The organism is Streptomyces griseochromogenes (assembly GCF_001542625.1).
GTDB classification, from domain to species: Bacteria; Actinomycetota; Actinomycetes; order Streptomycetales; family Streptomycetaceae; genus Streptomyces; species Streptomyces griseochromogenes.
In genome coordinates this window covers 6,228,989-6,252,883 of record NZ_CP016279.1, presented here as the reverse complement: position 1 = coordinate 6,252,883, position 23,895 = coordinate 6,228,989, and the positions used below count along the sequence as shown (strand labels likewise).

Below are 23,895 nucleotides of genomic sequence, written 5' to 3'. Positions count from 1 at the left end.
GAACTCCCGGTCAGGCTACTGACGTTCCCGCAGGCGCAGGGGTGAGGCGGACCACGGTCTTTCCGGTGTACCGGCCGCCGACCAGGTCCAGGAGCGCCTGCGGCGCGCTCGCCAGGCCTTCGACCACCGTCTCGTCGTAGACGATGGATCCCTCGCGCAGCCAGCCACGGAAGCGCTCACCGAACTCGGGGGCCCGGTCCAGGTGATCGAACAGGGTGAACCCGCGGAGCGTCAGACGCTTGGCGGCCACGGCCAGCAGATCGCCGGGCCCCTCGTCGGGACGGCCCGCGCGCTGTCGGTTGAGCGCCCCGCACACCGCGATGCGGCCGTGGATGTTCATGACCTCGATGGCGGCGCGCAGCTGCTCGCCGCCGACATTGTCGAAGTACACGTCGACCCCGTCCGGCGCCGCCGCGCGCAGCCGGTCCAGGACGGGGCCGTCGTGGTAGTCGAAGGCGGCGTCGAATCCGAGCGTGCCGGTCAGGTGGGCCACCTTCTCCGGCGACCCGGCACTGCCGATCACCCGGGCGGCGCCCATGAGCCGTGCGATCTGCCCCGCGAGACCACCGGTGGCCCCTGCCGCACTGGAGACGAACACGGTGTCCCCGGGCCGCAGCCGGGCCACCTCCACCAGGCCGACGTAGGCGACCAGCCCGAACCCCAGGTGCATGGAAGGGCTCGGGTGGGCATCGGCGTCGACCCGGCGGAACGCCTCCGCGCCTGCCGTCGCGTACTCCCTCCAGCCCAGCCGGTGCACCACGAGGTCGCCCTCGGCCAGCGAGGGATCCGCCGAGGCGACCACCTCGCCGACGGCGTCCCCGTACAGGACCTGTCCCACCTCGTAGCGGGGCATGGGCAGCCGGGGGCCGCCCGACATCAGCAGGAGCATGCCGGGGTCGAGCGACATGAACAGGTTGCGCACCAGCACCTGGCCCGGCGCGGGATCGGGGACGGTCGTCGTGACGACCTGTATGTGGTCCGCGGTGGGCAAGCCGTCGGGCCGTGCGGCGAGCCGGGCCTCCAGACCGGTGCGGGGCGGACCGGAGAAGACAGGCGGCAATGCGTTCGTCGTTAAGGACTTCATGCGGGGGACGCTAGGCATTGACCCATACGTCAAGGTCAACTCTGCCCGCCGCCGATGCCGGAAAGCCGGGTCCCCCATGCATCGACCAGGTGTGCCGCTGCATGGGACGGGTGCCCGCTCGGTCGTCGACGCGGTCCGGCCGGTCGGTGGGGGACCGAGAACCCGCGGGGGCGAGGTGTACGCCACCAACGCGGCGGGCCCGGCCGCCCGCCTTCGCGCTCGCGGACGCGCCGCGGACCGTCCGGGCGGGCGCAGGGGAGCCCCGGAGGCCGCGCGTCCGGCGCCCGGTCGAGGATCCGCGGCCGGTTCCCACCGGTCACCCGATCGCCGGCTCCGCAAGGGCGCCCGTCCTTCTGTCACCGCACGCCTGCGGAGCCGACAACCTCGTTTTTTGCAAGGGCACTTGAGGATGGAGCCGCCGGAATCCGGCCATGGGGGCCGTCCCGTCCGCCAGGATGCCCGGTAGACGCCCGGGACGGTGCGTGCGCCCGTCCAGGCAGCGAGAACGCCGCCTTGCTATCGAAAACGTGACTTCACCGCAGTTCCAGGCGAATGGGCGCACGAGGTGACATAGGGAAAACCCTCGAATGCCCTCAACGTGGCTGACATGTGCGGGACAAGCCTGACATCCTCCCCCAACACGCCGTTCCCCCAAGGTGTGTTCATGGATCACGGTCCCCCGCACAGCTCAGCTCGTCCCGGGCAGCACACCCGTCTGCCCGGTCTGTCACCGGCCGCGACCCGGCGGCCGCAGCAGGAGGAGTACGAGTGAGACGTCATCCCCACAGACGGGCCACGGTCGGAGCCGCACTGGTCTCCACCGCCGCCTTCCTCGCCGTCGGCATCCAGTCCGTCCCGGCGACCGCCAAGCCCGCGGGCCCCCACCCCAGCCCCCTGCGCACCGGAGGCCTGGCGGCGAAACTCACCCCGGCGCAGCACTCCGCGCTGATCAAGAGCGCCAAGGAGAAGACGGCCACGACGGCCCGCTCCCTCGGCCTCGGCGCCCAGGAGAAGCTGGTCGTCAAGGACGTCACCAAGGACAACGACGGCACCCTGCACACCCGTTACGAGCGCACCTACGCGGGCCTCCCCGTCCTCGGCGGCGACCTCGTCGTGCACACCCCGCCCGCCTCCCTGGCCGCGGGCACCGTGAGCACGACCTTCAACAACAAGCACCGGATCAAGGTCGCGTCCACCACCGCGACCTTCACCAGGTCCGCCGCCGAGACCAAGGCCCTGAAGGCCGCGCAGGCCCTCGATGCCAAGAAGGCCACCACGGACAGCGCCCGCAAGGTGATCTGGGCGGGCACCGGTACCCCGAAGCTTGCCTGGGAGACCGTGATCGGCGGCTTCCAGGACGACGGCACGCCCAGCCAGCTGCACGTGATCACCGACGCCACCACGGGCAAGGAGCTGTACCGCTACCAGGCGGTCAAGACCGGTACCGGCAACACCCGGTACAGCGGGCAGGTCACGCTGACCACGACCCAGTCGGGGTCGAACTACACCCTGACCGACGGGGCGCGCGGCGGCCACAAGACGTACAACCTGAACCACGGCTCCTCGGGGACCGGGACGCTGTTCTCGCAGAACAACGACACCTGGGGCGACGGCACCAACTCCAACGCGGCCACCGCGGGCGCGGACGCCCACTACGGCGCGGCCGAGACCTGGGACTTCTACAAGAACACCTTCGGCCGCAGCGGCATCAAGAACGACGGTGTCGGCGCCTACTCCCGCGTCCACTACGGCAACGCGTACGTGAACGCGTTCTGGGACGACAGCTGCTTCTGCATGACGTACGGCGACGGGTCGGGCAACAACGACCCGCTGACCGCGCTGGACGTCGCGGGACACGAGATGACCCACGGCGTCACCTCCAACACGGCCGGCCTCGAATACAGCGGCGAGTCCGGGGGCCTGAACGAGGCGACCTCCGACGTCTTCGGCACCGGCGTGGAGTTCTACGCCAACAACAGCTCCGACCCCGGTGACTACCTCATCGGCGAGAAGATCGACATCAACGGCAACGGGACGCCGCTGCGCTACATGGACAAGCCGAGCAAGGACGGCGGCTCCGCCGACAGCTGGTACTCCGGCGTCGGCAACCTGGACGTGCACTACTCCTCGGGCCCCGCGAACCACATGTTCTACCTGCTGTCCGAGGGCAGCGGCACCAAGGTCATCAACGGCGTCACGTACAACAGCCCGACCTCGGACGGGGTCGCCGTCACCGGCATCGGCCGGGCCGCGGCGCTGCAGATCTGGTACAAGGCGCTGACGACGTACATGACGTCCAGCACCGACTACGCCGCCGCCCGCACCGCCGCCCTCAACGCGGCCGCCGCGCTCTACGGCACCAACTCCACCCAGTACGCGGGCGTGGGCAACGCCTTCGCCGGCATCAACGTCGGCAGCCACATCACCCCGCCCAGCAGCGGAGTGACCGTCACCAACCCGGGCAGCCAGACCGCCACCGTCGGCACACCGGTCAGCCTGCAGATCCAGGCGAGCAGCACCAACAGCGGTGCCCTCGGCTACAGCGCCTCCGGTCTGCCGGCCGGCCTGTCGATCAACAGCTCCACCGGCCTGATCTCCGGCACACCCACCACCGCGGGCACCTCGAACACCACGGTCACGGTGACCGACTCCACCGGTGCGACCGGCACGGCGACCTTCGGCTGGACCGTCAGCTCCGGCGGAGGCGGCGGCTGCACCGCGACCCAGCTGCTGGCCAACCCCGGCTTCGAATCGGGCGGCACCGGCTGGACGGCGACCAGCGGGGTGATCACCACCGACAGCGGTGAAGCGGCCCACAGCGGCTCCTACAAGGCCTGGATCGACGGCTACGGCAGTACGCACACCGACACCCTGTCCCAGTCGGTGACGATCCCCGCCGGCTGCAAGGCGACCCTGACCTTCTACCTGCACATCGACACCGACGAGACCACCGGCAGCATCCAGTACGACAAGCTGACGGTGACCGCCGGTTCGAAGACCCTGGCGACCTACTCGAACCTCAACAAGGCCTCCGGCTACAGCCAGAAGTCCTTCGACCTGTCCTCGCTGGCGGGCTCGACGGTCACGCTGAAGTTCAACGGGGTCGAGGACTCCTCGCTCCAGACCAGCTTCGTCGTGGACGACACGGCTCTCACGACCGGCTGAGGCATGACGCTGCGGTCCCGCACCCCGGGTGCGGGACCGTGGCATGTCAGCTCAGCGGATCCAGCGTCAGATAGGCCTGCTGCGGGCTGCCGTCGTGGACCAGCGACTCCTGGTTGCCGACGTCGTCGAACGCGAACGCGTACGCCTTGCCGTCGGCCGTCCGCGCGTGGATCGCGCGCGCGTACTGGTTGGTCACCGGGTCCTGGTAGAAGTTCGCCGCCGAGGTGTCCGGCTGGTTCGGATCGACCAGCAGGGTCGAGCGGTTGAAACCGGCGCACAGCGTGCGCGAGATGGGCCCGCGCACCTGGTCGTTGGGTGCGTCCAGCAGCTTGTGGCAGCCGAAGACGCTGTCCGCGTCCGGCTTCTGGAAGCTCGTGACCACCGCGCCGGAGGAGTCGGTGAAGTTCATGACGTTCCCGGAGACCCGGCCGTAGTACTTGGTGTCCGGCCGGTCCCCGAACGGCGTGACGGTCAGGGTCGCCGTCGCGTATTTCTGCCAGACCCGGTTGACGTAGTCGTCCATCACGTTCGCCGGCAGGGCCCCGGTCTCCACGCCGTACAGCGGGGACAGGGCGCGCAGTACGGTGCCGTCGGAGCGTGTCTGGATCAGACCGGACCAGCCGCCCGGCTGTCCGCGCAGCGCGTCGAAGAAGCCCGTGTAGCCACCGGACTTGAGATGCCCGGTGCTGCTCACGCTGCCGTCGGAGCGCTGCACGCCTACCGCGTACGGCGCCGAGAACATGTCCACCTGGGTGCTGTTGAGCCACAGCCCGGAGTCGTTCAGCGTGTACTCCGACCAGTTGAACAGGATGTTCCGGTTGGGGTCGGAGGGATTCTGCACGGCCGGCTGGACCAGCCCGCCGGTGGTCAGCCTGAAGTCGAGCTTCTGGCCGTAGGAGAAGTAGACCCGGCCGGAGAACTTCGGGATCCGGATCGTCTTCGACTGCCCGGCCGCCGGGCCCGTGATCGCCGCGTCCGGGGCGGGAGTCGGCGGGTTGCCGCCGGCCGGCCAGGCGTGGAAGGCGCCGTTCTCATCGGCCCAGCCCTGCTGTCCCGAGGACAGCTGGGTGCCGAGGTCGTAGACGTACACCGGGCCGGAGCGGCCCGAGTTGTTGGTGATCTTCAGTGGGACGGTGTCCGGTACGGCGGCGCCGGCGCGGTCCGGTACGGCCAGTGTGAGGAGGCCGCCGACCAGGGCCGTCGCCGCCGCCAGGGGCAGCGCCGGTCGGGTGATGCTGGGGAGCACTCTCCACCTCCGTGTGGGGTCGGGGTCGTACGGACGTTGGTCCGTACCTGCTTGAGAGCGCTCTCAGGTTTACGGTCAGGCGCGTGCATGTCAATGAGTTGGACGGGATTGGGGGCGCCCGCCGCGTGCGGGCGCCCCGCGGAGCTCAGAAAGCGCGCTTCAGCAGGTCGAGCAGGGCCGCCCAGTGCCGCTCGTCGGCCTCGCGGCCGTAGGCGGGGGTGTCCGCCTGGGTGTAGCCGTGCTGAGCACCCGGGTAGACCTCGCAGGTGTGACGGACGCCGGCGGCGCAGAGCGCGTCCTCCAGGCGCCGGATCTGCTCCTCGGGCATGGAGTGGTCCTGATCGGCGTGGCCGAAGTACAGCTCCGCCGTGATGCGCCCGGCGCCGAGATGCGGGCTGTCCGGGGCGTCGGTGGCCAGCCGGCCACCGTGAAAGCCGGCCGCGGCGGCCACCCGCTCGGCGTGGGTCGCCGCGGTACGCAGGGCCAGCCGGGCGCCCATGCAGTAACCGGTCAGCGCGACCGGACCGTCGCTGACCAAGGGGCTGTCGGCGAGCCGGCCCAGATAGGCGTCCGCGTCCCGCTCGGTCTGCTCCGGGGTGAGGGAGGCCATGACCGGGCCGATCCGCTCCCAGATGGCCGGGTCGGCGGCGGGGTCGATGAACTCCGGAACCTCTCCGATCGGGGTGCGGCCGTGCCGGTAGAAGACGTTCGGCGCCAGGACCGTGTAACCGGCACCGGCGAGCCGGTCGGCCATCGCCCTCAGCTGCGGGCGCAGGCCGTAGGCGTCCTGGTAGAGCAGGACGCCGGGATGCGGGCTCCCGTCCGCCGGGTGGGCGAGGTAGGCGTCGGCGGTGCCGTCCGAGGTCGGGATGTCGACGTCTGCTCCCTGTACGGCGGTCATGGTGAGAAGCCTCCTGGGGAATCAGCGGCGGGAGGCGGTCGCCTCTTGGTGCCGTGTACACCTCATGCTGCCACGCGAGATCCGTACCGCCGTGACCGGACGCTCGGCCTCACTCGAACCGAGAAGTGTCCCCGGCGCCGCGCCGCACGATCTCCGCCTCGCCGCCGGAGAAGTCGACGACCGTCGTCGGCTCGGTGCCGCAGTCCCCGGAGTCGACCACCGCGTCCACCGCGTGGTCGAGCCGGTCCTTGATCTCCCAGCCCTGGGTCATCGGCTCCTCCTCGTCCGGCAGCAGCAGCGTGCTGGACAGCAGCGGCTCGCCCAGCTCCTCCAGCAGCGCCTGGGTGACCACATGGTCGGGGATGCGCACGCCCACGGTCTTCTTCTTGGGGTGCTGCAGCATGCGCGGCACCTCGCGGGTGGCCGGGAGGATGAAGGTGTAGCTGCCGGGAGTGGAGGCCTTGATGGCCCGGAACACGTCGTTGTCGACGCGGACGAACTGGCCGAGCTGCGCGAAGTCCCGGCACATCAGTGTGAAGTGGTGCCGGTCGTCCAGATGGCGGATCGAGCGGATGCGGTCGATGCCGTCCCGGCTGCCCAGCTTGCAGCCCAGTGCGTAACACGAGTCGGTCGGGTATGCGATGAGTGCCCCCGACCGCACCGCGTCGGCGACCTGACCGATGCTGCGCGGCTGCGGGTTCTGGGAGTGCACGTCGAAGTACTTCGCCATCCGCCGAGCTTATGCCGTCCCCGGGCGCGGTGCGCGGTCCGAGCGAGGCGTCGGCCGCGTCGCCCCGGGGCGAATCCGCACAGGTGCCCGCCCGTGTCCGGCATGGACGCACCCGCATCTTGGGTAACGTGCACCTCGAAAGCCGAGGTCAGCACGGAGACGAGGAGAAGGGCGACGTGGCCGGCCGAGCAGACGAGGGCCCCCACGCCCCGCAACCGTACGACAACGACACCGCCTGGGCCGAGCAGTTGCTCGGACAGCTGAGCCCCGCCGGCCGTGATCCGCGCCGGGTCGTCGCCTGGCTCGGGCGGACCGTCCGGGCGGCGGTCTGCCTCCAGGACGCGCAGGGCCACCTGCTCGCCGGTGACCGCCTGCCGCTCGACGCAGGCGTGCTCGCCGACCTGGTCACCGGCCGTCTCGCCGCGGCCGCCCTGCAGGACGGCTCACGCCACCTCCGTATGGTCGGGCTGCCGCACCCCGAACAGGGTCCGGCGGCGGGCGCGGTGCTGGCCGTGGCCCGCCCGGAACCCTTCGATCGGCGCGCCGCCGGGATCGTGCACCACACCGCGGGCGTGCTCGAACTCCTGCTGCGGGAGCGGAAACTGACCGAGGCCGGGCACCGGTTGCGGCGGGCCACCGCCGACCTGCGGCTGGCCATTCTGCAGCTGCTGATGGTGGAGGACACCGTCTCGGCCCGCCGGGTGGCCGCGGGCCTGTGGCCGGGCCTGCTGGAGGGGGACACCGCCCGCGTGTACGTCGTCGAGGGATCCCCCGCCGAGCGGGACGCCCTCGCCGAAGCCTGCGCGGACGCCGTCGACGGCCAGGCACTCGTCGTGCGCTGCCCCGCGATGGACGGGCATGTCATCGTCGTCAGCCCCGCACCGGCGGCGCAGGACCGGCTGCGCTCGCTGGTCGACGGCCGGCCCGGCGTCTTCCTCGGCGGCAGCCTGCGCCAGCGCCTCACCCGGACCGCCACCGCCTACGGGCAGGCCATCAGCGCCCTGGCCGTCGCCCGCTTCCGCCCGGACCAGACGGCCGTCTACGCCGAACGCACCCACCCCCAACGGCTCATGGACCCGGTGGCGCTGCGCGCCTGGTCCGCCGGTGTGCTGCGCCCGCTCGACGCCCTGCCCCACCACATCCGCGCCGAACTGCTCGCCACCACCCGGCTGGGTCTGGAGTTCACCGCCGTGAGCGCGGCCAGGGTCCTCGGCGTCAGCCGCAACACGGTCCGCGCCCGCATGGACCGCGTCGAGGCCCTGCTCGGCAGCGACTTCTCCGACCTCACCACCCGGGCGGCCGCCCACCTCGCGCTCAACACCGAGGCGGTGCAGGGGCCGTACGACCCGGGAGGCACGGACCCGCACCCGTCACCCCGGGCCGGGCTCGGTGATCTGCTCGACTCGACGGCGCTGCGCGCCTGGGCCCGCGACCTGCTCGGCCGTCTGGACGCGGACGGCCGCGACCTGCGCCGCACCCTGCGCGCCTGGATCGCCGCGGACGCGAACGCCGAGCGCGCGGCCCGGGACCTCGGTGTCCACGCCCAGACCGTCCGCGACCACGTCCGGGCCGCCGAACCCGTCCTGGAACGCCAGCTGCTGGCCCTGGGCAGCGATCTGTACGAGATCGTCCTCGCGCACCTCGTCACCGGCACCCTCGCCACACCCGCGCTCGGCGGGGCGAACCGGGGCCAACCGGACTCACCTGTGCACAGGTGAGTCCTCACCCGCACCGAAGGGGCACCGGCGCGATACCCGACGCCGCTGAACGCACGTAAGTTCAGTCTTCCGCGGGGCACGACCGGCACGGGGGTCCGGTCGGAGCCCCGCACCCGGCTCAGGCGCCCAGCAGGACCGGCACTTCCTGCCAGCCGTGGGCGATGAACGACGGCACGTGGCGCAGTTCGTCGGCGGGCACGGCCAGCCGCAGCCCCGGAAAGCGGGCGAACAGCGCGGGCAGCGCCGTCAGCGCCTCCATACGGGCCAGCGGAGCGCCGACGCACCGGTGCACGCCGACCCCGAACGCCAGATGGTCCCCGGCACCGCGCGCCGCGTCGAAACCCGCCGCGTCCGGACCGTAGCGCGCCGGATCCAGGCCGGCGCACGCGTACGTCGTGATGATCGCGTCCCCGGCCGGTATCGTCACCTCCCCGACCTTCAGGTCCGCCACCGCGAACCTGAGTGGCAGCGCGGCGATCGAGGGGTGCACCCGCAGCGTCTCCTCGACCACCCCCTCCCAGCCGACCTGCCCGGAGCGCACCGCGGCCAGCTGCCCGGGGTGCGTCAGCAGCGCGACGACCGCGTTGCCGATGAGATTGACGGTCGTCTCGAACCCCGCGCCCACCACGAGCAGCAGGGTGTGCAGCAGTTCCTCGTCGCAGAGCCGGTCGCCGTCCTCGTCCCGGACCCGGATCAGCTCCGTGGTGAGATCGTCGCCCGGATCCTCGCGCCGGTGCGCGATCAGCGCCCCCAGCACCGTGCCGATCCGCTCCTGCACGGACGCCGCGCGCTCCGGGCTCTGGTCGGAGGTGTCCATGATGTCGGCGATGAGCCGTCCGGCGTCCGGGCGCAACTCCTCCGGTGCGCCGAGCAGTTCACAGATCACGCGGATCGGCAGCGGATGGGCGAGCCCGGCCCGCAGGTCGACCGGGCGGCCGTCGGCCCCCTCCGCCTCCAGCGCGTCCAGCAGTTCGGCGGTGACGGCGGCCACGCGCGGGCGCAGCGCCTCGGTGCGCCGGTGCGTGAAGCTCGGCGCCACCAGCCTGCGCAGTCTGGTGTGGTCGGGGCCATAGGCGGACAGCATGTTGGCCACGCCCACCCAGGTGGCGATCCAGCTCCAGGTGGGGTGGTCGGCGAGCCGCGGCCAGAGCCGCCAGTGCCGGCGCGCGTCCTTGCTCACCAGCGGATCGAGGATCAGTTCCCTGAGGACGTCGTAACCGGTCGGAGCCCAGGCGGGGGCGCCCCCGGGCAACTCCACGGCGACGACGGGACCGAGGGCGCGCAGGCGGGCGCTCTCCGCCGCGATGTCGGTGCCGAACGGGTCGAGCGGGATGCGAGCGATGTCGGACACGACGGCTCTCCTGGCTGGTCGTCTCTCGCGAGGCGGTCACCGCCCAGTACACACCGTCAATCGGCCGTGAGCGAACGACGCGTCCTCGCCCCGGCGTGAATCCGGCCGGTTCGCGACCTCACCTGGCCGCCGGCTGGGCCGGCAGGTCGAAGACGTGACCGGGCGAGACGATCTTCGTGATCGCCTCGCCGAACAGGGTGCTCGGTTCCTGGCCGTTGTGGTCGATGTCGGTGTTGAGGAGCACCACGAGGGTCGCCCGCGCCGACGGGAGATAGACGGTCAGGGACTCATAGCCCGGCAGCGAGCCGTTGTGTCCGATCCAGCCCTGCACATCGAAGATGCCGAGCCCGTACCCCGCGCCCGGGATGGGCGTCGCGGGTGTGGTGAGCCGCTGCCTCTGCGTGGCAGGGCTGATCATCCAGCGGCCGTCCGGCAGTTGGCCGGTGGCCACCGTGCGCGCCCACACCCGCAGATCGTCCTGCTTCGAGATCATCGCGCCCGCCGCCCACCCCCAGGACGGGTTCCAGCCGGCCGCGTCCGCGACTTTGCCGTCGGCCGTCTGGTCCGTGTAGCCCTGCGCGTGCGGGACGGGGAACTCCGCGCCGACCGGGAACAGCGTGTTCCGCATGCCGGCCGGGTCGAGGATGTTCCGCTGGATGTAGGTCCCGAGCGGCTGCCCGCTCATCTTCTCGACCACCAGGCCCAGCAGGATGAGATTGGTGTTGGAGTACGAGAACTTCTGCCCCGGCGGGAACAGCACCGGATGCCCGAAGGCATAGCCGAGCAACTCCTGGGGTGTGAAGCCGCGCCGGGGATCGGACGTGAGCGCCTTGTAGAAGCCGTCGTCCTCCGAGTAGTTGAACAGGCCGCTGCGCATGCCCGCCAGCTGCCGCAGCGTGATCGTGCCGCCGTCCGGCACGCCGTCGACGTACTTGCCGATCGGATCGTCCAGACCCACCTTGCCCTGGTCCACCAGCTGCAGCAGCGCCGTCACGGTGAACGTCTTGGTCTCGCTGCCGATCCGCATGTACAGGTTCGGCGTCATGTTCCGGCCGTCGCTCTTGTCGGCGACACCGTACGAGGCCACGTAACTGCCCTGGTGGGGCGTCCAGATGCCCACCGTCACGCCGGGCACGTTCGCCTCGGTCATCACCTTCTGCACCGCGGCGTCGAGCCGGCGGGCCACGTCGGGGGTGAGGGTACGCACGTCCGAACCCGAAGGGGAGGGGCTCGGCGAGTCCGCGGCGTACGCGGGGGCCGCCTCCGTGGGAGCGCCGGCGAGGGGCACCATCAGCGTCGCCGCCGCGACGGCGGCCGCGGCTCCCTTGCGCAGGCGTGCGGGCGAATGCGACATGGGCTGACTCCAAGCACGTGAGAACCGAACGTGCGGTGGGCGAGACGTCGGAGCCCTGCCCGTCCAGCATAGGAGCGCGCACCGTACGACGCCCGTCGGCCGCGGCCGCCGGTTCCCGTCGTACGGCGCCGTCCCGCGGGATGTTTGTCGGACGGGCGGAACGCCTCGTTCGAGGGGTGCGGTCACCCGACCCGGTGAGCGGGCGGGGCGGGGGAGTACCAGCGGCGCGTCCCGGACGTTGCCCCGGCATGAACCGTATGGACCTCAAGGCCCCGATGGATCAGATGACGTCGCTTCTCTTCAAGCGCCTGTCCAGCCTCGAGACCGCTCCGCGTGTCCGCACCGACGTGGCCGGCGCCCTCAGGACGCGCGAGCCGATCTACACCCAGCTCGTCGAGGAGTGGCGGGCCGAGGGGCGGACGGTCCCCGCCGAAGGGGACGGCCTGTGGGCCTCCTTGGCCGGGCGCGCGCGGCGCACCCGGCACGAGCCCTGACGCTCCCGATCCGCTTCGGCTACCCCCCGCACAGCGGCGCGAGCACGGCCAGCGTGCCGCTGGCTCGCCGCAGCGCCGCCTCCAGGGCGCCGGGCTCGTGCAGCGCGCCGGTGCCGTCCGGCGGGACCAGCCACTCCAGGAAGCGGGCGGGCCGGTACGGCGGCGGCACGGCGACCCAGGACCCCTTGGTCGCGTACCGCAGGCCGGCGCCGCCCCAGCCCGCGGACGGGTCCGGCGGCAGGAAGAAGCCGACCCGTCCCGCGGCGGTGTCCACCAGAGTGGGCCCCGGCGAGGGCCGCGCAGGCCGCCACAGCAGGTCCATGGCGAGCAGGCCGAGCCGGTCCGGGACGCTCAGGACGTCCCAGAACCGGCCCGCCTCCAGCAGCGCGATGCCCTCGCCGCGGTCCCACTCGCTCTCGCAGGCGTGGGGATCGGCCGCCGCCGCGGCCGCCCACTCCACGCCCCGCATCCACATCGTGTTCGTCATGCACTGCTCCGGGTGATCCTCGCTCGCCTGACCCGAGGGCGGACAACGGCCGTGGCCGGGCACTCGGCACCTCCGCACGCCAACCCGGCATATGCATGCTGGTAGATGTCTCCACGTACGGAAAGGGTGGCGAACCCTGGCGCTTGAGGCGTCACGTTCGAACTCCGAGCATCCGTTCGTCGGCCGGGGTGTCACCATCGCGCCCTCGGCATGCCCCGCCGGGGTCCGGCACAGCGGTCAGGTGATCGCCGTGCCGGGTGTCAGGACGAGCACGCTGGCGTCGTCGCGGACCTCGTAGCGCCGCCGCCCGAGGTCCGCCCACACGGCGCCGGCCAGCTCACCGGAGGCCGTGTCCGCCAAGGCGGCCAGCCGCTCGGGCAGCGGATAGAAGCCGCCGGAGGCGTCCCGGGCCTCCCAGACCCCGTCGGAGGCCAGCAGCAGGCGATCACCCGGCTCCAGCGGCACGGTGACCTCCTTGGGCGGCTCGACGCCGACCAGGGCCAGGCCGAGCGGAGCGGCCCCCGCCACGGACAGCTCCTCGGCCCGCCCGTCGTGCAGCAGCACCGGCGCCGGATGCCCGCAGACGACCACCCGCACCGCACGCGCGTCGGCCGTGAACTCCAGCAGCACAGCCGTCGCGAACAGCTCGCCGTGCCGTACCCCCGCCGCGTCCACCGCCAGCCTGCGGTCCAGCCGGGCCGCGACCGACTCCAGATCCGGCTGGTCCAGCACCGCCTCCCGGAAGGCGCCCAGCAGTGACACCACCGTCGCGACCGCCGACAGCCCGTGCCCCCGTACGTCCCCCATCACCGCGCGGACGCCGTACGGCCCCTCCCGCACGTCGAAGAAGTCCCCGCCGACCAGCGTCCCGTCCTCTGCGGCCCGGTAGAAACCGGCGCACCCGACCCGTCCGACGCGTACCGGCAAAGGCGGCATCACGGCTCGCTGCACCGCCTCACCGATCGCGCGCTCCGTGTCCAGCTGGGCATCCCGCCGGCTGCGCACATAGGACACGAACACGCTCAGCAGGGCGACGAACACGATGGTCAGCAGATCGGTGTTGCCGGGGCGGTCCAGGTGGGTGCTCGGCACGTTCAGCACCACGACGACCAGCGCTCCCAGGGCGGCGGTGGCCAGCGGACCGTACGACAGAACGGCGAGCGGCGGGATCGCGCCCAGCAGGAATCCGAGATCGCGCGCGTGCGGAGTGACGGTCGTGGCCGCCGTCACCGCCACGAGAAGCAGTACCGGCAGCACCCGCACCCACCGCGGCGGTGGTGCGCCCCGCAGCCAGCCGCGCTCCTCCCGGTTCCGACGCGACGACCAGCCGCGCACCGATGTCACACCCCCACGCTACCCCGCCACCGGGAGCGGGTCGCCCTGCGCGAGGGCCCGTGATCGACCGTCCCTGCGATCACGGGGTCGGCCGCGACAGCGGGCCGCGCCCGCGGTGCGGTGGCGTCAGCGGTCCGGTGGCCCGCCCGTGAGCGGGCCGCAGGACCCGTACGACAACCCGAAAGGACCCTGCGCGCACATGCCGCACATGCCGCACACGCAGCTCACCGACAAGATCGCCCCGCGCCCCGGCGGCGAGTTCGTCCACACCATGACCGCGAGCGAGCCCGACCAGGTCGAGTCCATGCGCGCCTGCGGCGCGGCCGCTGGAAACGCCGTCGCGCACGACGTTCACCAAGGTCACGCCCACCAGCCGGCTGTGCTGCACCACGCTCGTGGACTTCGTGCCCGGTGAAGCCCCGTCGAGCTCCTCACCGAGGTCGACCTGAGCCCCGGTGCCGGCGGAGCAGACGTCACGATGACGGTCGAGCCCATGCGCGCCGAGGAGTGGACACTGCACCTGGTCATGGGCCGCGAGAACGAACCGGACGACCTGGCGGCGGTTCCCGACGCCACGAATGACCAGCCCGGTGGACCGGACGCGGGGGAGCGGACGCGGTAAGGAACGGACGCGCCCCCGCGTGTGCACCGGCATCGGCCGTGTGCGCCTTGAGCACCGGCGTTCCACGGAGCGTCGACGGCAGGGGACCGACGGTCAGCGGTCCGCGGTGCTCGACGCGTCCCGGTCGGCCGCTGACGCCGCCGACTCGGCCGCGTTCACCTTCTGCTCCATCCGCGCGTATCCCGAGGGGGTGCCGGCCGGGGCGGTGGACGAGGACGCGGTGCCGGGCGTGGTCCTCGGGGAGGCGCCGGCGTGCCGGGCGCAGCCCGAGGCAAGGGCCACCAGCAGTGCCACGGCCGTGGCCGCGAGGACCGGCAGCCGACCCCGGGCCCGCATCAGCCCGCCGCCTTCCCGCCGTTGTTGTCCCGGCACCACGTCTTGACCGCGGCCAGGTCCTTCTGCCGCTGTTGCAGGCTGGTGCGCAGCGACTTGCGGAAGTTCAGCCGGTCCTGGAGGTAGGTGGCGATCTCGGTGTGCCCGGCCTTCTTCGCGTCGTCGACGCGCTTCTGCAGGCGGGCAACGGAGCCGCGCCTGTCGGTTCCGGCGTCCAGCCGCTTCAGGGCCCGCTCGATGCGCCGGTCGATCTTCGGCACCCGCTTGCACAGCACTTGGGCCTTGTCACCGGCAGGCTTCGCGGGCGTGCTGTCGGCCGCGGCCGCCGCCCCCGCCGTGCCTGCCAGCACGGCCGTCACGGCGAGCCCCGCGAGCAGCGTGCGCGTCCCTCGTCGTACGTACATCTGCCTCTCCGTTCACTTCCCGGACGGTCACGTCGTCCGTCCGTCGTGACGGAGGCTAGAGACCGTCTTTGGGGAATCTCTGTGACCGGTCTGCCCGGTCTGTGCCGATCAGCCAGTCCCGTCGGCCGGGCAGCCCGCCGTCCCCCGCGGGCAGCCGCACCTCGAAGCGCGCTCCCACACCGCCCGGCGGGTCCGTCACCGCGACGCTTCCCCCGTGCAGGGCCGCCTGCTGGGCGACGAGGGTGAGACCGAGCCCCGAGCCCCCGCTGTCCGGGCCCCGCTGGAACCGCTCGAAGATCCGGCCCCGGGCATCCGGTGGTACACCGGCCCCACGGTCCTCCACCGCGATCAGGACGTGCTCCGCGGCACCGGTCACGCTCACCTGAACCCACGCCCGGCCCTGGCTGTCGCGGCCGTGGGCGAGGGCGTTGCCGAGCAGGTTGTCGAGCAGCAGCCTGAGGCCCGGCTCCCAGCCGTGCACGGTGAGACCGGGCGCCGTGTCGAGGCCGATGCCGGCGTCCGGAGCGCGGCGGCGGGCCTCGGCGACGGCGGCGTCGGCCACGTCGGACAGATCGACGTCCCGGAACGCCTCCGCCTCCACCAGGTCCCCACGGCCCAGCTCGCGCAGCATGAGCAACAGGCCCAGCAGCCGGGCGTGTTCGTGCCGCAGGTCGGCGACGACCTCGGCGCGGTCGGGCCCGGGCAGGTCGGGATGTCCGGCGAGGATCTCCAGGTTGGTGCCCATGCTCATCAGCGGGGTACGCAACTCGTGCGCGGCCGCGGAGGAGAAGGAGCGGGCGGTGTCCAGGGCCTCGGCGGTGCGCGCGGCCTGTTCGTCGTAGCGGGCGAGGACGGTCCGCAGGGTGGCCGCTAGCTCGTCGACCTCGCGCACCCCGGTCCGGGTGTGGTCGAGCCGTGTGCCGCTGGTGCGCGGGTCGAGGCCGGCGGTGCGTCGGGTCAGCCGGCGCAGGGGTGCGCTCGCGCCGCCGGCCAGGCCCCAGGCGAGCAGCCCGGACAAGGGTGCGGCGAGCAGTGCGGTGAGCAGCACCCGGCGCCGTACGAGCCCCAGCTGGGTGCGGTCGGCGGTGTCGGGCGAGAAGACCCACAGGGTGCCGGAGACGGTGGCGCCCCGGATCGGCCGGGCCAGGGCACGCCAGCCACGGGCGCCGTCGCGGACGCTGACCGGTCCGGCGGTGCGGTCGGGCAGCTTCACCGAGGGCCCGGGCTGGGGTCCGCCGCTGAAGACCGCCTCCGGTCCGACGATCCGCACACCGACGTCGAGCGCGGCGCTGAACAGCTGTCGTTCCCGGGTGTCGGCGGCCTTGGGGCGGCCCTTCTGCGACGCTCGCAGCAGCGCCCGGGCGTCCGGGGCGACGGCCGCCGCGCGCCGGCGCAGGTGCTGGTCCTCGGCGCGGTGCAGATCGCGGGCGACCAGGTGCAGCAGCAGCCAGCCGGACGCCAGGACCAGCAGCGGGACGGTGCAGCCGACGGCGAGGCCGACACGGGTGGAGAGTCTCACGGCGTGTCCCGCGTTTCCCTGAGCACGAAGCCGACCCCGCGCACCGTGTGGATCAGCCGGCCGTGCCCCTCCGCCTCCAGCTTGCGCCGCAGATAGCTGACGAAGGTGTCGACGGCGTCGGTGCGTACGTCGAAGTCGTAGCCCCACACCCGCTCCAGCAGCTGGTCGCGGGTGAGAACCAGCCCGGCGTTGCGGGCCAGCACCTCCAGCAGCTCGAACTCCCGGCGGGTCAGCTCCAGTGGCCGGCCGTCCCGCTCGGCGGTGCGCGCCGCCGGATCGATCACCAGGCCGGCCACCCGGAGCACCTCCCGGCCGGCCGGCGGACGCCGGCGCAGCAGGGCGTGCAGCCTGAGCACCAGTTCCTGCAGGGCGAACGGCTTGACCAGGTAGTCGTCCCCGCCCGCCTGCAGCCCGGCTATCCGGTCGGCGGTCTCGTCGAGCGCGGAGAGCATCAGCACGGGCAGGTCGCGTCCCTCGTCCCGCAGCCGTGTACACACCTCGATGCCGCTCATCCCGGGCATCGACACATCCAGCACGAGGACGTCCGGCGGTGTCCGGCCGATCGAGGCGAGCGCCTGCGTCCCGTCGGCGGCGGTACGCACCGCGAAGCCGTTCAGCCGCAGCCCGCGCTCCAGCGAGCGGCGGATCGCCGCGTCGTCGTCCACGACCAGCACCGCGCCGGTGCACACCGTCTCCCTCATGCCCCTCCTCATCGTCCGGCCAGGGTAGGGCCCCTGTGCTCGGGGCGTCTGTGGCGGGGCCCCGCGTGGACCACGGCGCTGGACCGGAGGCGGGTCCCCGGCGGTGGGGGGACCCCGGAAGACATCCCCTAGTCCGCCGGGCTCTGGCTCCCGGTGAGCCGGGCCTGGGCCGCGGCGAGGATCTCGGTGACCCGCAGTCCGAACGAGGCGTCGCAGGCGTGCGGGCGGCCGGTGCGAGCCGCGGTCACCAGGGCGTCGGCGGCGCGGGTGAGGGCGGGGACCGCGCCCTCGGAACTCCCCGGCAGCACCGACACCCCGGCCTCGCCCCGCAGCTCCACATCGGCTCCGGCGGCCGAGGGCGGCGCCGTCAGGCTCAGCGTGAGCGTGCTCGACGCGCCGGTGGCATGGTCGAGGACCAGATGCACGGTGTCCGAGGGACCGTACGCCGCCGCCAGGACCTGCCGTACGTCACCGAGGACCGGCAGCAGGACCGACAGCGCGTGCGGCCCGACGTCCCACAGCGCGCCCTTCTCGCGCCGCCACGGCGAGGCCGCGAACGGGCTGTCGCTCGTGAACACCGATCCGAGCCACTGCGCCCGCGCCGTGAACCAGCCCGCCACGGCCGCCTGTTCACCGATCCAGGCATCCGGCTCCTTCTGGAAGCGGGCGGTGAAGAACACCACCGAGGCCACCTGGGCCCGCTCGGCCGCCTCGGCGACGGCCCGTGCCTCGGCGACCTCCACCGCCAGGGGCTTGTCCAGCAGCAGATGACGGCCGGCCCGCGCCGCCCGCACCGCCATCCCGGCCTGCACGGACGGCGGCAGCGCCACCGCCACCGCGTCCACGTCGGCCAGCAGCGCGTCCACCTCGTCGTACGCCTCGACGCCGTACTGCTCCGCCAGCGCCGTCGCCGCCTCGGGCCTGCGGCCCCACACCCCGGCGAAGTCCAGGCCGGTGTGCCCGGCCAGGGCCGGAGCGTAGGCCGCCCGGGCCCACGGGCCCGTTCCGAGCAGTCCGATGCGCATGCCGCGTTCCTTTCTCCGAGCCGGAAGCCGCAGCTTCACGATGCCGTTTCCCCGTCGCCGTCGCCGCACGACCGCGCCGCTCGCCGGTCCCCCGCCAGCCATCGGGCGATGGTCTCGGCGATCGGCTGGCCGGTGTCCATCTCCACGAAACCGAACTGGCCCGACTGGTTGCACTCCAGGAACCACCAGATCCCGTCCGCGTCCTCCGCGAAGTCGAAGGCGCCGTACGCGAGTTCGGCGTCCTTCAGGTAGCGGAGGACGGCTTCGGCGACGCGCGGGGGCACGTCCGCCGGGAGCCAGGGGGAGACGGACCGGGCGAAGCGGACGTCCACCTCGTCGGGGTGGGCGTCCGGATCGGCCGGCTTGCGCGCGGCCAGCAGCCGGTCGCCGACGACCGTGAGCCGGATGTCGGCCCGTTTCGAGACCCGGCGCTGCAACAGCGTCGGGCCGAAGGCGACGGCGGCGAAGTCGGCGTCCGGAGCGACCCGACTGGTGGGCACCGCCCGCGGCGGTTCCTGCGGATGGGCGCCGGAGACGGGCTTGACCACCAGGTCCGGGAAGCGTTCGGCGAACTCCCGGGCCGCCTGCGGGAACGTCGTGATCAGCGTGGCCGGCACCGCGAGCCCGCTGTCCTGGGCGAGCCGCAGCTGCCAGGGCTTGTGGCGGGCGCGGCGGGCCGCGTCCGGGTGGTTCATCCAGCGCGCGTCCGTACAGCGCAGCATGCCGTACAGCGCCTGGGACGACTCCTCCGTCAGCCAGGCCGAGGGCTGGGCGGCGCGTGCGGCCGCCTCACCCGGCCTGCGCACCCAGATGGAGCGCAGGCCGTTCATGCTCACCAGGCGCCCGCCGACGGACAGATGTCCGCGGCAGGCGCCCTGCACGTACTCGCCCGACAGAGCCACCCCGTTGGTGAGGTCGGCAGGGTCGAGCCGGACCACGGGCACGCCCGCCTCGCCCAGCCGGAGGACCACCATGTCCGCCGTCACGTCCTCTTCACTGGTCAGGATGAGCACGGTCATCTTCCACAGGCCCGCGTTCAGTCGTCGAAGTGCGTCTTGGAGCCGGCCGTTGACGTCGTTGTCCCCAGTGCTCTCAAGGTGGTGTGGTCGGTGGCGGCGATCCGGCCGTCCGGGAGGACGTTCAACTGCAGTCCGGAGTCGTACGCGTACGGAATGGTGACGTCCAACTGCACAGCGGGCCGTGCGTAGTTGAGCGTGAACGGTTGCATGGTCTCTCCCTGATTCGGCTTTCACGTCCTTATACGAATCGAACGAGTGATTGGTTTCCTTACGCTCCGTAATCATGGTCCGGAGCAGGGTCGTTCGGGGCGTCGGGTAGTAGGACGCCGACGGAGGCCGCGAGGCTGCGCCGCGGTGCCGCCGATTCGTCCCGGCCGCCCATCATCCCGCCAGGGCGTCGCGGGCCGCGGTGAGGGCCTGTTCGCCGTATCCGCCGCCGAAGAGGACCGTGTGCACCAGGAGCGGGAAGAGCTGGTGCAGGCCGACGCGCCGCTGCCAGCCGTCGGCCAGTGGTGCCGCCTCCTGGTATCCGGCCAGCACCCGGTCCAGATGAGGACAGCCGAACAGCCGAAGCATCGCCAGGTCGGTCTCCCGGTGCCCGCCGTGCGCGGCGGGGTCGATCAGCCGGACCTCCCCGTCGGTGCCCCACAGCACATTGCCGTTCCACAGGTCGCCGTGCAGTCGCGCGGGCGGCTCGGCCGGCCCGGCGAGATCCGCGAGCCGCTCGCAGACCCGCTCGATCACCGCGGCCTGGCCAGGCCGCACGGTGCCGGCGTCGACGGCGCGGCGCGCGTACGGCAGTACCCGGTGCTCGGCGTACCAGGTGGGCCAGTCGGCGCCCGGTGCGTTGCGCATGGGCGCGAGGCCGATGTAGGCATCCTCGGGCCCGCCGGGCGGCGGTGCCCCGAAGGCGGGTGCTCCGGCGGCGTGCAGGGCGGCCAGGGCGCGGCCGAAACGCAGGGCCGCCTCGCCGTCGGGAGGGCCGGTCGGCACGCGCTCGGTGACCATCCACGACTCGTCATGGCCGAACACCTCCGGCACCCGGACCGCGCCCGACTCGCCGAGCCAGCGCAGCCCGGCCACCTCCGCGCGGACGGCGCCGGGGGCGTCGCCGCGCTTGACCATCACCACCAGCCCGCCCTCGAGCGTGACTTCGGCGGGCGAGGCGGACGCCGCCCGCGTACCCGCGACCCGGCGCCCGGTGAGCCGGGACGCCGCATGTCCTGGTTCTTCGCGATCTTCGCCTCGGTTGGCCACGGCCTCAGCGTACGACCCGTAAATGAGGCTCTCCTGAAGGCACTTCGACCGTTGATACGACTGTTTTCGGCCAAACCCAGGCAGTTACTACCCGTGTTGGCTTCGTACGGCTAGCGTGATCCCGCCGCGTCGCCACACCAGGGGCACAGGGCCCTGTCGGGACTAGCGCGCGGCGGAGGGTTCCCCCTTTGACCACAGCATCCGTGCTGATGGCCGACGTCTTCGAGGTTCAGCCCTACACCTCTCACTGCGAAGTCATCTTCGGCGAGGGCGCACACGCCGTCATCGGCGTGTCGCCGGGCAACAGCTACTTTTCCGCCCAACGCCTGCACGACCTCGCCCGCTGGGGCCTGGACCACTTCGACAGGGTCGATTTCGTCTACACCGATCTGTACGTGGCCGAAATGTACGAGGCGTCCGGCTACGCGCCGGACGAGGCCCGCCGCAAAGCGGTGAAGAACCTGCGGGGCGTGCGCGCGAAGGTCCGTGACGCGGTCTCCGCGGCCGACCCGGAGGGCAAGCGGCTCGACTGGCAGCCGATGTCGGCCTTCCGCACCAACCCCGCCTACCAGGAGATCCACCAGCGGCTGAAGAGCCGGCTGCAGGCGGACAGCGACTTCCGCGCCGTCTGCGACGCCCTGGTGAGCCGCTTCCTGTCGGCCCGCGGCGAGACGGTGAGCGAGCGGCAGCGCACCGTGTGTCTGGAGTACGTGTGCGCCGAGGCTCCGCTCTTCCTCGACACCCCCGCCATCCTCAAGGTCCCGTCCTCGCTCAACTGCTACCACCAACTGCTGCCGATGGCCGAGCTGTTGTACTCCCGCGGCGCCGGTCTGCGCGCCTCCCGCAACCAGGGCCACGCCATCGTGACGCCCGCCGCCCCCGAAGGAGCCGCGGCATGACCACCGCCCCCGACCTCCGCACGTACCCAGCCCTGCTGGACTTCCCCTTCTCCTGGGACGGCACCCGCCCGCCCGCCGAAGTCGAGGACCTGCGCGCCGCCACCCCCGTACGGCGCGTGCGGACCATCGCCGGCGACGAGGCCTGGCTGGTGTCCTCCTACGAGCTGTGCCGGCAGGTCCTGAAGGACGACCGCTTCTCCCTCAAGGACACCTCCGCCCCCGGAGTGCCCCGCCAGTACGCGCTCACGATCCCGCCCGAGGTCGTGAACAACATGGGCAACATCACCGGGGCGGGGCTGCGCCGTGCGGTGCTGAAGGCGCTCAACCCCAAGGCGCCCGGCCTGACGGAGTGGCTGCGTGCCGAGGCCCACCGTCTGGTGGACCTGATGGAGGCCGACGGCCCGACGACGGATCTGCGCGCGGCGTTCTGCGAGCCCTACTCGGCGGGCATGCACTGCCGCATCCTCGGCATCCCGCAAACCGAGGCCCCGGCCTTCCTGCGCAGCCTCGACATCGCCTTCATGAACTCGCCGTGCCCGATCACCGGCGCGAGGATCAACTGGGACCGGGACATCGCCCGGATGTCCGGCCTGCTGGACGACCCGGCCACGCACGGCCTGATGGGCGAACTCGCCGCCCTGCGCGACGACCCCGACTACGCCCATCTGACCGACGAGATGCTGGCCACGGTCGGCGTCACCATGTTCGGCGCCGGTGTCATCTCCACCTCGGGCTTCCTCGCCATGGCCCTGGTCTACCTGCTCACCCACCCCATCGCATGGGACCTGCTGCGCGACCGCCCCGACCTGATCGGACCGGGCGTGGAGGAGCTGCTGCGGGTGAACCTCTCCATCGGCGACGCCCTGCCGCGCCTCGCCCTGGAGGACGTCCGGCTCGGCGACGTGGAGGTCCGCGCGGGCGAACTGGTCCTGGTCCTGGTGGAGGGCGCCAACCTCGACCCGGAGAAGTTCCCCGACCCGCACCGCTTCGACGTCCACCGTGACAACACCGCCGACCACCTCTCCTTCGGCGGCGGCGCCCACTACTGCCCGGCGACCGCCCTGGGCCGCGCGCACGCCCGGATCGCCCTGGAGGTCCTGCTCGACCGCCTGCCGGAGCTGGCACTCGCCGTGCCGTCCGGCCAACTGGTGTGGCGCACCGGGTTCATGAAGCGGATCCCCGAACGGCTGCCGGTGACCTGGTAGCCCGAAGGCGCTCCGTACGTCCGTACGGCGTCCCGGCCCGGCACCCCGGGCGGGGACGCCGACGTACCCGGGCCTCACCGACCGGTGAGACGCCCTCGGGTCAGGCCCACCGGGTTGCCGGGCGGCAGCAGTCCCGAGTCCTGGACCGCGCGGGCCAGCGGCTCCAGCAGCTCGGCGAGGCGCGCGGTGCGCTCCGCGCCGAGCGCGCTCCACGGGCGCTCGGCCGCGTCGTCCGTCCGGGTCTCGATCACATCGCGCCGGGCCGCGCCCGCCCGGGTCAGCGACCCGTCCTCGGCGAGGAGGCCACGCTCGCGCAGAGCGGCCTCGGCGGCGGCCCAGTCCGCCGCCTCCCACTGGCGGGTCTCCCGCAGGAACGATCCGTCCGACTCCCCGGCGGCCGCCTTGAGCACCATGGCCTCGACGGGCCCGATGCCGAGGCCCACCAGGACCGCGACATGCCCGTCACCCCGGTGCTCGCGCAAGGTCGTCAGGGCCTGCCACAGCCGCACCGTCGGCCGCTCCGGCCGCTCCAGCGCCTGGTTCGCGGCGGCCAGGACCCGCCCCGGCGTGTCCGCCGCGGCCGCCGCCTCCCACGCGAGATCGGCCGCCTCCGCGAGGTCGGCCGACCCCGCCCTCTCCGGCCCGAACACACGGGTCATCGCCGCGTCCATGGCATCCCACCGGGCCGCCAGCACATTCGCCGGAGCGGCGTACCCCCATGCGTCGGGCAGGGCGCGGGCCACCCGGGCGGGATGGAAGACATAGAAACCACTCGTCACCACGGCCGGGGACACCGCGCCCAGCGGCGCCGCCCGCAGCGCGAAGTACCCCATCCAGAACCCGCGCATCCCCAGCCGGTCCGCCGCCCGTCGTGCCTCGGGTGCGAAGTACACGAGATCGTGCACCGGCTCGTACCGCTCCCACATCCCCCGCGCCGTCCCGCCCGCCACCGCTTCCTCCCACCGCGTCGGCCTGTCCCGCTGTCGGCACCAGCCTGCTCTATGACGGATGTCATAACAAGCGGCTGCGGCCGGATTTCCGTCTCC

At 72.6% G+C, this 23,895-nt stretch carries 24 protein-coding genes; 7 read left to right on the top strand and 17 right to left on the bottom strand.

Going from position 1 to position 23,895, the window contains the following annotated elements:
- Positions 1-10: 10 nt before the first annotated feature.
- Complete coding sequence (locus AVL59_RS26870; protein ID WP_079147004.1) at positions 11-1,084, bottom strand: NADP-dependent oxidoreductase; 1,074 nt, start codon at positions 1,082-1,084, stop codon at positions 11-13.
- A gap of 768 nt (positions 1,085-1,852) precedes the next feature.
- Here AVL59_RS26870 and AVL59_RS26865 point away from each other — a divergent pair.
- Positions 1,853-4,249 (top strand): M4 family metallopeptidase, encoded by a 2,397-nt coding sequence (locus AVL59_RS26865; RefSeq protein WP_067309160.1) that lies wholly within the window; start codon positions 1,853-1,855, stop codon positions 4,247-4,249.
- Positions 4,250-4,295: 46 nt separating this feature from the next.
- Here AVL59_RS26865 and AVL59_RS26860 read toward each other — a convergent pair whose 3' ends face one another.
- The 3 genes from AVL59_RS26860 to AVL59_RS26850 form a co-directional block, all read right to left on the bottom strand.
- Positions 4,296-5,495, bottom strand: a complete 1,200-nt coding sequence (locus tag AVL59_RS26860) for a glycoside hydrolase family 64 protein (protein WP_067309157.1) — start codon at positions 5,493-5,495, stop codon at positions 4,296-4,298.
- A gap of 145 nt (positions 5,496-5,640) precedes the next feature.
- Complete coding sequence (locus AVL59_RS26855; protein WP_067309154.1) at positions 5,641-6,396, bottom strand: dienelactone hydrolase family protein; 756 nt, start codon at positions 6,394-6,396, stop codon at positions 5,641-5,643.
- Between the two features lie 109 nt (positions 6,397-6,505).
- A complete protein-coding gene (locus AVL59_RS26850) occupies positions 6,506-7,126 on the bottom strand; it encodes an L-threonylcarbamoyladenylate synthase (protein ID WP_067309151.1) in 621 nt (206 codons plus the stop codon).
- 176 nt (positions 7,127-7,302) lie between these two features.
- On the opposite strand from AVL59_RS26850, the gene AVL59_RS26845 reads away from it, so the two are divergent.
- Positions 7,303-8,844: a PucR family transcriptional regulator gene (locus AVL59_RS26845; RefSeq protein WP_067317817.1), complete on the top strand. Its 1,542-nt coding sequence runs from the start codon at positions 7,303-7,305 to the stop codon at positions 8,842-8,844.
- 118 nt (positions 8,845-8,962) lie between these two features.
- Here the strand turns inward: AVL59_RS26845 and AVL59_RS26840 are convergent, their stop codons facing one another.
- Both AVL59_RS26840 and AVL59_RS26835 read right to left on the bottom strand, forming a co-directional pair.
- The gene (locus AVL59_RS26840; RefSeq protein WP_067309148.1) at positions 8,963-10,195 is read right to left on the bottom strand and encodes a cytochrome P450 family protein; all 1,233 of its coding nucleotides are present in this window, start codon (positions 10,193-10,195) and stop codon (positions 8,963-8,965) included.
- A gap of 118 nt (positions 10,196-10,313) precedes the next feature.
- On the bottom strand, positions 10,314-11,549 hold the full coding sequence (locus AVL59_RS26835) for a serine hydrolase domain-containing protein (RefSeq protein WP_067309145.1): 1,236 nt from the start codon (positions 11,547-11,549) through the stop codon (positions 10,314-10,316).
- Positions 11,550-11,797: 248 nt separating this feature from the next.
- Between AVL59_RS26835 and AVL59_RS26830 the strand changes: the two genes are divergently transcribed.
- Positions 11,798-12,043: a hypothetical protein gene (locus AVL59_RS26830; RefSeq protein ID WP_159400089.1), complete on the top strand. Its 246-nt coding sequence runs from the start codon at positions 11,798-11,800 to the stop codon at positions 12,041-12,043.
- 19 nt (positions 12,044-12,062) lie between these two features.
- Here AVL59_RS26830 and AVL59_RS26825 read toward each other — a convergent pair whose 3' ends face one another.
- Together AVL59_RS26825 and AVL59_RS26820 are read right to left on the bottom strand one after the other, a co-directional pair.
- Positions 12,063-12,530 (bottom strand): hypothetical protein, encoded by a 468-nt coding sequence (locus AVL59_RS26825; RefSeq protein WP_067309143.1) that lies wholly within the window; start codon positions 12,528-12,530, stop codon positions 12,063-12,065.
- A 237-nt stretch (positions 12,531-12,767) separates the two neighbouring features.
- Positions 12,768-13,874, bottom strand: coding sequence for a PP2C family protein-serine/threonine phosphatase (locus AVL59_RS26820; RefSeq protein ID WP_067309141.1), 1,107 nt, complete (start codon positions 13,872-13,874; stop codon positions 12,768-12,770).
- Positions 13,875-14,013: 139 nt separating this feature from the next.
- Here AVL59_RS26820 and AVL59_RS26815 point away from each other — a divergent pair, with 139 nt between their 5' ends.
- Complete coding sequence (locus AVL59_RS26815; RefSeq protein WP_159400088.1) at positions 14,014-14,280, top strand: hypothetical protein; 267 nt, start codon at positions 14,014-14,016, stop codon at positions 14,278-14,280.
- A 63-nt stretch (positions 14,281-14,343) separates the two neighbouring features.
- Positions 14,344-14,487 (top strand): hypothetical protein, encoded by a 144-nt coding sequence (locus AVL59_RS52600; protein ID WP_159400087.1) that lies wholly within the window; start codon positions 14,344-14,346, stop codon positions 14,485-14,487.
- Positions 14,488-14,580: 93 nt separating this feature from the next.
- Here the strand turns inward: AVL59_RS52600 and AVL59_RS52595 are convergent, their stop codons facing one another.
- The 8 genes from AVL59_RS52595 to AVL59_RS26775 form a co-directional block, all read right to left on the bottom strand.
- On the bottom strand, positions 14,581-14,823 hold the full coding sequence (locus tag AVL59_RS52595) for a hypothetical protein (RefSeq protein ID WP_067309137.1): 243 nt from the start codon (positions 14,821-14,823) through the stop codon (positions 14,581-14,583).
- Positions 14,823-15,224, bottom strand: a complete 402-nt coding sequence (locus tag AVL59_RS26805; protein WP_067309136.1) for a hypothetical protein — start codon at positions 15,222-15,224, stop codon at positions 14,823-14,825. The genes AVL59_RS52595 and AVL59_RS26805 overlap by 1 nt, the downstream gene beginning before the upstream one ends.
- Positions 15,225-15,279: 55 nt before the next feature.
- On the bottom strand, positions 15,280-16,743 hold the full coding sequence (locus AVL59_RS26800) for a sensor histidine kinase (protein WP_067309133.1): 1,464 nt from the start codon (positions 16,741-16,743) through the stop codon (positions 15,280-15,282).
- A complete protein-coding gene (locus AVL59_RS26795; RefSeq protein ID WP_067309130.1) occupies positions 16,740-17,444 on the bottom strand; it encodes a response regulator transcription factor in 705 nt (234 codons plus the stop codon). The genes AVL59_RS26800 and AVL59_RS26795 overlap by 4 nt, the downstream gene beginning before the upstream one ends.
- A 128-nt stretch (positions 17,445-17,572) precedes the next feature.
- Positions 17,573-18,469, bottom strand: coding sequence for a Gfo/Idh/MocA family protein (locus AVL59_RS26790; RefSeq protein WP_067309128.1), 897 nt, complete (start codon positions 18,467-18,469; stop codon positions 17,573-17,575).
- Positions 18,470-18,504: 35 nt separating this feature from the next.
- Positions 18,505-19,488: an ATP-grasp ribosomal peptide maturase gene (gene tgmB / locus AVL59_RS26785; RefSeq protein ID WP_067309126.1), complete on the bottom strand. Its 984-nt coding sequence runs from the start codon at positions 19,486-19,488 to the stop codon at positions 18,505-18,507.
- 17 nt (positions 19,489-19,505) lie between these two features.
- Positions 19,506-19,697, bottom strand: coding sequence for a putative ATP-grasp-modified RiPP (gene tgmA, locus AVL59_RS26780; RefSeq protein WP_067309123.1), 192 nt, complete (start codon positions 19,695-19,697; stop codon positions 19,506-19,508).
- A 172-nt stretch (positions 19,698-19,869) separates the two neighbouring features.
- On the bottom strand, positions 19,870-20,745 hold the full coding sequence (locus AVL59_RS26775; RefSeq protein ID WP_067309120.1) for a fructosamine kinase family protein: 876 nt from the start codon (positions 20,743-20,745) through the stop codon (positions 19,870-19,872).
- 188 nt (positions 20,746-20,933) lie between these two features.
- Between AVL59_RS26775 and AVL59_RS26770 the strand changes: the two genes are divergently transcribed.
- The gene (locus AVL59_RS26770; RefSeq protein ID WP_237281683.1) at positions 20,934-21,644 is read left to right on the top strand and encodes a cyclodityrosine synthase; all 711 of its coding nucleotides are present in this window, start codon (positions 20,934-20,936) and stop codon (positions 21,642-21,644) included.
- A complete protein-coding gene (locus tag AVL59_RS26765; RefSeq protein WP_067309117.1) occupies positions 21,641-22,849 on the top strand; it encodes a cytochrome P450 in 1,209 nt (402 codons plus the stop codon). Before AVL59_RS26770 ends, AVL59_RS26765 begins: the two co-directional genes overlap by 4 nt.
- Positions 22,850-22,923: 74 nt before the next feature.
- On the opposite strand, the gene AVL59_RS26760 is transcribed toward AVL59_RS26765, so the two are convergent.
- The gene (locus tag AVL59_RS26760) at positions 22,924-23,799 is read right to left on the bottom strand and encodes an SCO6745 family protein (protein WP_067309116.1); all 876 of its coding nucleotides are present in this window, start codon (positions 23,797-23,799) and stop codon (positions 22,924-22,926) included.
- Positions 23,800-23,895: the final 96 nt, after the last annotated feature.